General features: G+C 29.0%; 6 protein-coding genes and 1 tRNA gene. 6 read left to right on the plus strand and 1 reads right to left on the minus strand.

What is annotated here, in order from left to right:
• The first annotated feature begins 100 nt into the window (after positions 1–100).
• From J2Z80_RS08175 to J2Z80_RS08190, 4 genes are all read left to right on the plus strand, one after another.
• Positions 101–2,836 (plus strand): UPF0182 family membrane protein, encoded by a 2,736-nt coding sequence (locus tag J2Z80_RS08175; RefSeq protein WP_209453944.1) that lies wholly within the window; start codon positions 101–103, stop codon positions 2,834–2,836.
• Positions 2,837–2,940: 104 nt separating this feature from the next.
• The gene (locus tag J2Z80_RS08180; RefSeq protein ID WP_209453945.1) at positions 2,941–3,528 is read left to right on the plus strand and encodes a hypothetical protein; all 588 of its coding nucleotides are present in this window, start codon (positions 2,941–2,943) and stop codon (positions 3,526–3,528) included.
• Positions 3,529–3,604: 76 nt separating this feature from the next.
• Positions 3,605–4,072 carry a hypothetical protein gene (locus J2Z80_RS08185; RefSeq protein ID WP_209453946.1) on the plus strand — a complete coding sequence of 156 codons (468 nt, stop codon included), beginning with the start codon at positions 3,605–3,607 and terminating at the stop codon, positions 4,070–4,072.
• 128 nt (positions 4,073–4,200) lie between these two features.
• Positions 4,201–4,277 (plus strand) — tRNA-Arg (locus J2Z80_RS08190).
• Positions 4,278–4,531: 254 nt separating this feature from the next.
• Here the strand turns inward: J2Z80_RS08190 and J2Z80_RS08195 are convergent.
• Positions 4,532–4,696 (minus strand): ParB N-terminal domain-containing protein, encoded by a 165-nt coding sequence (locus tag J2Z80_RS08195; protein ID WP_155812159.1) that lies wholly within the window; start codon positions 4,694–4,696, stop codon positions 4,532–4,534.
• Between the two features lie 225 nt (positions 4,697–4,921).
• On the opposite strand from J2Z80_RS08195, the gene J2Z80_RS08200 reads away from it, so the two are divergent.
• Complete coding sequence (locus tag J2Z80_RS08200) at positions 4,922–5,725, plus strand: LuxR C-terminal-related transcriptional regulator (RefSeq protein ID WP_013296610.1); 804 nt, start codon at positions 4,922–4,924, stop codon at positions 5,723–5,725.
• A gap of 430 nt (positions 5,726–6,155) precedes the next feature.
• Positions 6,156–7,292, plus strand: coding sequence for a radical SAM/SPASM domain-containing protein (locus J2Z80_RS08205; protein WP_013296611.1), 1,137 nt, complete (start codon positions 6,156–6,158; stop codon positions 7,290–7,292).
• The last annotated feature ends 255 nt before the right edge of the window (positions 7,293–7,547 follow it).

The raw sequence follows: 7,547 nt of genomic DNA on the forward strand, positions 1-7,547 counted from the left end.
TTAATTTTATCAATAAATAAAATATAAAATTTTATTAAATGCAACTTTTTGCATTTTATTAATTATATATATTATAATAATATTTGGAAGTACGTTTAGGATGGTGATAATCTTGAGAAAAAGAAATGTGATAATAAGTGCTTTTTTGATTTCTTTATTTATAATAATCGGTATACTTATAAGTTTTACCAATTTCATTGTTGACATACAATGGTTTAGAAGTATGAATTATTTAGGTGTATTTTTAAAAAAGTTTATAACACAGCTTACAATAGGTGTTCCGACATTTTTTATAATTTTTATACTGTCATACTTTTATTTAAACAGAATGGTTAAAGATTATGCTAAATTTGCTCAGGACATTGTAATTAAAAATGGTCACAAAAGATTTAGAAGCATTATCATAACTGTTTCGATTTTTGTAAGTCTTGTTATATCTTTATTTATTTCTGCTAATTGGTGGAATGATTTTTTGTTTTACATAAATTCTGCGAATTTTGGCATAAAAGATCCAATTTTTAATAAAGATATAAGTCTTTATATGTTCAGGCTGCCTTTTTTGTTTGATGTATATAATTTATTGGTAGTTATAATACCAATACTTATAGTTGCCACTATAATCGTTTATGGTCTTATGTATCTTTCTGATAAAACAAGATTTTATGAGATATCTGACAGGGGAGGGAATCTCTTTAGAGCTATCTACAATAAAGACATTCTTATGATAGCATTTAGACAGATAGCTGTTTTAGGTTTTGTATTTTTCGTCGTCCTTGCATTAGGATACTATTTAAAGGCGTATGGAATACTGTATTCTAAAAGTGATGCTGTTTTTGGGGCAGGCTATACAGATGTCCATGTTAGACTTTTATTTTATAGGATTTTAATATTGGCATCTTTCATATCAGGCATATTGTTTATGATAGGTGCATTTAGGCAAAAGCTTAAGTATATAATTGCTTCGCCTGTAATAATAATTGCAATTATGATTTTATCAACTATCTCTCAGACGGTGGTTCAAAATTTCATCGTTGCACCAAATGAGTTTGATAAAGAAAAGACGTATTTAAAATACAATATAGACTTTACACAAAAAGCATTTGACTTAAATAATGTTGAAGAGAAAAATTATAATTTAAGCGGCAAAATTGATAAAAATATATTAGATGAAAACAAGGATACTATAAATAACATAAGGATTAATGATTACAGACCTGTAAGTCAAATTTACAACCAGCTTCAAAGTATAAGGCTATACTACAAATTCAACGATATAGATATTGACAGGTATAAGATAGACGGAAATTACAGGCAGGTGTTTATATCTGCTAGAGAAATGAACCTTGACAATCTGGCAAGCCAGGCTAAAAATTGGATTAACATGCATCTTAAATATACACATGGATATGGTGTTGTAATGTCGACCGTAAATGATGTGACAGCTACAGGACAGCCTGATATGGTGATAAAAAATATTCCGCCTGTGACGAACACAAATATGAAGATAACGAGGCCTGAGATTTACTTTGGAGAACTTACAAACACATACGCAATAGTAAATACAAAGACAGGTGAATTTGATTATCCTGCAGGTGATACTAACAAAGAAAATTTTTACAGTGGCAAATCAGGCATATCTATGACGTTTTTAAACAAGCTTTTGTACACCGTTTATACCGGCAATATAAAAATACTTTTATCTACTGACATTACGCCTGATAGTAGAATGCTTATTTTTAGAAACATAAAGGATAGAGTAGAAAAGATAGCTCCTTTTCTGATATATGATGAAGATCCATATATCGTCGTAGATAATGGAAGACTTTATTGGATTATAGATGCGTATACATATTCTGGAAATTATCCTTATTCAGAACCTTATGAAGACACAGGTATAAACTATATAAGAAATTCGGTTAAGGTAGTCGTTGATGCTTATACAGGTGATACAAACTACTATATATCTGACAAAAATGACCCAATAATAAAGGTGTATAGCAGGATATTTCCCGGGCTATTTAAAAGCATAGATGATATGCCGGAAGGTTTAAAAGCTCATATAAGATATCCCCAGTATATGTTTGATATACAAACAAGTGTGTATAGGAATTACCACATGTCCGATCCGCAGGTTTTTTACAATAAAGAAGATTTCTGGGACATAGCAAAGGAGAAATTTACAGGTAAGGTAGAACCAGAGGAGTCACAGTATGTCATAATGAGGCTTCCAGGAGAAAAGGCTGCTGAGTATATTTTGATGATTCCGTATACGCCAGCGACGAAAGATAATATGGTAGCTTGGATGGCAGCAAGGATGGACGGCGATAACTATGGAAAATTAGTAGTCTATAAATTTCCAAAAAGCACTGTCGTATATGGGCCTATGCAGATTGAAAACATGATCGATCAAGATCCAAATATTTCTAAAGAGATGAGCTTATGGGATCAAAAAGGATCCAGCATTATAAGAGGCAATTTGTTGACGCTGCCAATTGATGATTCTATGCTTTACGTTGAGCCAATTTATATACAATCATCAAATGAAAATGCAATACCTGAAGTAAAGAGAGTTATACTGGCGTACAAAGACAAAATCGTAATGGAGGATACACTAAGCAATGCATTAAATAAATTGTTTAACTTAGAAGCACCGGCGCAACCAGCGGTTCCGCAAACACAAACAAGTCAAACACAGCAGGAACTTATAAAGAAAGCAAATGATATATATAACAATGCTATGAATGCTTCAAAGAACGGCGATTGGACCGACTTTGGCAAAAATCTCGATGAGCTTGGAAGCGTACTCAATGATTTAAATAACAGCATAAAAAAATGAGGCGTTAAAATGCACCGCAAATGTTAGCAAAAATCAACTAATATTTGATGGTGCATTTTATTTTTTGATTTAAAAATGGAAATACTAAAATTAGGTGATGTTAAATGGAAATATTGCAGTCGGAATTAAAGATAGAAAATTTAATAAAAGAAACAGAGCATATATTTGAAAAATTAATGAATTTCAATGAGATATTATCAAATGATGCATCAAAAATTGAATTAAAATTAGAAAAAATGAATACAAATTTAAAAGAATACATCGAAAATGCTTTTAAGAAGGAAGAAGCTAGCGACAGGAAGTATTTAATAAGCTATTTGAGAAAGCCAGATATACAATCTAGTAGTTTAAAAGAAATAGAAAATATAGCTTATTCTAATATAGACGAATTAAGTGATGACGTAAAAAGCATAAAAGACAATCTAGATGGTATGAAAAAAGCATTGTACAGGTTAAAGGATCTTGAAAGAGATATTAACTCTATGAAGGCTGTGATCGAAAAAGATGTTCTTTTAAATGTAGAGCTAAACAGACAAAATACACCTGAAAAAGTAGAGTATATTTATGACCTGCCACCACAGCTTATAAATAGCCTTAATGATGCATTTCGAAATATATGCATTGCTAAGGATGGCATGGATAGGATGAAAGTATATGAAGATATTGTAAACAACTTGGAAAACTTTCAATAGTAAAATTTTCATTTACTAATTCTAATCATAAAGGGAATATTAAATAACGGGGAAATTTTTTAAAGGAGGGTTTACATTGAATAGAAGAGAATTTGAGGACTACCTAGGAGAAAAAGTAAATAGCGAAGTGTCTGAAGAATTAAGTGCTAGATTTGGTAAACAAAACCAGGCGCAGCAACAAGCTCAACAGCAAGCGCAGCAGCAAGCACAGCAATTCCAGCAACAATTGCAGAATATGGGTATAAATGTTACACCTCAGCAATTTCAGCAATTATTAAATCAGGTTAAAACACAAGCACAGCAACAGCAGCAGCAAACAGATATGCAGGTACAGCAGGCTTTGCAACAGGCCATGGCTGCGCTTCAGCAAGCACAACAAAGCATTCAAGCAAATCAAGTTTTTGCTCAAATGAGCAAAATATTAGATTCATCAAATCAGCAACTGCAGCAGTTGACACCGCAATTAGGAACACAAGCACAGCAGCCTATTGGTGCGCAAGCACAGCAGCCAGTAGCTCAACAGGCACCAACAGGTGTGCAGTAATTGTAAAAGATGAGTTAGGGTTATAGGTAAAATACTATAACCCTTTTTTGAAATTTAAGTAAATTTCCAGCTTTGAAAGAACATTTGCAAATAAAAATGAAATGTGGTATTATAAAGTATGTAAATGGGCGCCCGTAGCTCAGTTGGATAGAGCGTTTGACTACGAATCAAAAGGCCACGGGTTCGAATCCTGTCGGGCGCACCAGTAAAATAGCATATTTGAGGGTATGTGTCGTAAGATGCATACCCTTTTTGATTGCGAGTTGAAATTGGAATTATGGTGTTCCTTGATTTATTAGCAGTATCTTCAGCAAACGTTGGTGTCATTTTGTCGTCAACGTTATATCCTGATGCTTTGTTCATTCCATAAGCGCATTTTATACCTGCTTTTGTTTCTGGATACTTTGCTTCATACAGATCTTTCATTCTTTTTAAATGTTCAGTATGTTACAAGACTGTCTATTCTGTCATTATTAAGTTTTTGTCAATTTCAGCCAATTCTTTGTCAATATTATTGTAGCTCATTGTTATGCATTCTATTTCATTTAAATCTAGCACTTTTGCTGCTTTTAATTTATGCAGCCCTGAAATAAATTCGTTTTTTGTTATAACAATTGGCTCCAATACTTATTTCCTTCATGTTTCAAGATGATTTAAATATTATATAATAATTCGACAAAAGTAGAGGAAATCATTTAAAAATATAAGCGGAATTCCACTTTTATAGAGCATTATGAGGTTTTGCAAATACCTAAAAAACATCTCTTTCTTTATTAAGGAGGATTTTTTGCTATTTTATAGAATTAATTAATGATTAATGCTATTTTAAAAATAATGGAGGTATCTAAATTGTTTGAAGTCATTACTGTAACAAAAGAATCAAGAGAGTATGTAGAATTATATCTTAAACTAAGTAGATTAAATTTAAATTTTATAGACGGGAAATTTAAAAAAAGTATTGAAGCTGAAGAATTTAAGCATAGAAAAGAACGTAAAAATGATATTATTACAGTACTTGATAATATTATAAATACAGACTTTTTGTATATGAGAATGATTGATGAAGGCTATTTTTTTATTTTATGTGATGAAGATGGCTATATCATTAGATTAATATATAACAATAAATTAGAAAATTATTTTAAAGAAATAAATTTGGCAGAAGGAGTCAGTTTAAAGCTAGAAAGCAGTGGAATAAATGCAGTCAGTTTAGCAATGGAATATAAACAACAGTATCAAATATGTGGTAATGATCATCAGTGGGACATATTAGAAAATTGGTATTGTACGGCAATACCTGTAATTGATTATGCAAATGCTTTAATAATTGCTTATCTTGATTTGTCATGTGTAAATTGTCAAAAAATAGATTATCAAAGTTTTATCTTAAGAAATATAGTTAAATGTGTAGAAAAAGCTTTAACATATAAAAATAAATTGTATACAATTGAGTCGGAATTAACTTCAATTGATACAGCAATAATATATTGGTTAGCGCATGGGATGGAGAGAAAAGATATATGTAAAGTAATGCATATTGCAGAAAATACTCTTAAAAATCATATAAAAAAACTTCGAATTTTATTAAAAGCAAACACGGATGCAGAATTAGTTTTCAGGGCAACAAAAGTTGGTATCATAGATCTTTATTAAAAAAGTAATAAATATAACAATTTTTTAATAGCCTACTAGTACAATAGTTACGATAAAATTCGACTTATATTGACAAAATAATTTGTACCAACAAGCTATTTTCAAAATTCAATAACAGTATTATTATTAAATTAATCGAAAAAAGTTAACTTTGAAATTTAATTAAGTAATTGGATAAATGAAATTTATTAAAGTGGTAATAATTATGCAAGCTAGAGACCAATTCCGAATTAGTTAAGAGGTAATTTTTTACATACTAATGTTTTGCTTTTATTTGCCGTGAAGAAGATATGAAAGTTAGAAAGTTTCATTCTCGTTCATTTAAAATCTATAATGATACCAAAAAACAAAATATTTCTTAATATATGAAAAAATTTGATAATTATTTTGCTATTTTAGTTTTAATTAAAATTAAGAGAGGTAGTCAACAATGAATGTTTTAAATGATTTTAAAGATTATAACATAAATAGTATTATTTTTAAAGTGACGAATAGTTGCAATTTAGATTGTCAATATTGTTACAGAAAAAAAGCAAAATTGGAAAATAAACAAAAATTATCGTTGGAAATATTAGAGAAGGCGTTTAGAGATTATTCGAATTATATTGAGGCTAATAATCTAGATAAAACTATGAATTTTGTTTGGCATGGAGGGGAACCTTTAATAGTTGATATTGACTTTTACAATAAAATTATTTCATTGCAAAAAAATTATATTGATAGAGGTTTTGTAATTCATAATGCAATACAAACAAATGGAACATTAATTGATAATAGATGGATAGAATTTTTTAAAAACAATAAATTCATTATAGGAATTAGTTTAGATGGACCTAAATTTATCCATGACAAACATAGATTAAATAGGAAGGGATATTCATCATTTGAAGATACAATAAATGGAATATTATTACTCAAACAATGTAATATATCAATTAATATTATATCTGTAATTAATAACGATTATGTAAATTATGGAGGCCAGATATTGGAATACTTTGTTGATTTAGGAATAAATGTTGTAGACTTTATTCCATGTTATTTTTATAATGATAGATATACATTATCAGTTGAAAATTATAAGAACTTTATGATTAACATATTCGATATTTGGATGAAAAAATATAAAAATGTTATAAAAATTAGATTTTTAAATGACATTTTCCAAAACATTTTGCGTAAATATGATAAAAATATTAGAGTAAATGTAGGTTGTGAGTTGGGTGAAGTATGTGGACGTAATTATAGTATTTCTGTAAATGGTGATATATTTCCATGTGAATGCTTGACCCCTATTGATTATATGAAATTGGGAAATATAAAAGAAGAAGATTTCATAAGTATATTAAAAAAACGAGAATTTAATGAATTTAAAGAATTATATAACAACGTAAGTAAAGACTGTTTAAGATGTGATATTTTAGATATTTGTCATGCTGGTTGTTTAAATAGGAGATTACCTCAATATACTTATAATTTAAAAGATTATTATTGTGAGGCAAGAAAGGGAATTATTTACCATATTCTAAATAATTTAGATTTATATTTTCCGAAAAGAAAAATATAAATTTAAATTAATATAAGTCTTTAAATATTATTGAAAGAAGGGTTACAAATGCTTTTTGATTATGAATATAAAATTAAACAAGTCTTTATCAAACCATCTGAACATTGTAATATGAAATGCGATTATTGTTATTGAGTGATTTCGGAAACTAATTTCCAGCAGCATACAATGACATAAATTAGATATTAGATACAAAAAATAACAATGATTTTGCGATAAAAATAAGAAAAGAGGAAAGAAAATGTAAAATAATGC

The organism is Thermoanaerobacterium butyriciformans, assembly GCF_017874545.1.
GTDB classification, from domain to species: Bacteria; Bacillota; Thermoanaerobacteria; order Thermoanaerobacterales; family Thermoanaerobacteraceae; genus Thermoanaerobacterium; species Thermoanaerobacterium butyriciformans.

What these genes read in the sequence shown, in the direction of transcription:
- J2Z80_RS08180 (WP_209453945.1), top strand. Translation starts at nt 2,941, where the DNA reads ATGGAAATATTGCAGTCGGAATTAAAGATAGAAAATTTAATAAAAGAA.
- J2Z80_RS08175 (WP_209453944.1), top strand. Translation starts at nt 101, where the DNA reads ATGGTGATAATCTTGAGAAAAAGAAATGTGATAATAAGTGCTTTTTTG.
- J2Z80_RS08205 (WP_013296611.1), top strand. Translation starts at nt 6,156, where the DNA reads ATGAATGTTTTAAATGATTTTAAAGATTATAACATAAATAGTATTATT.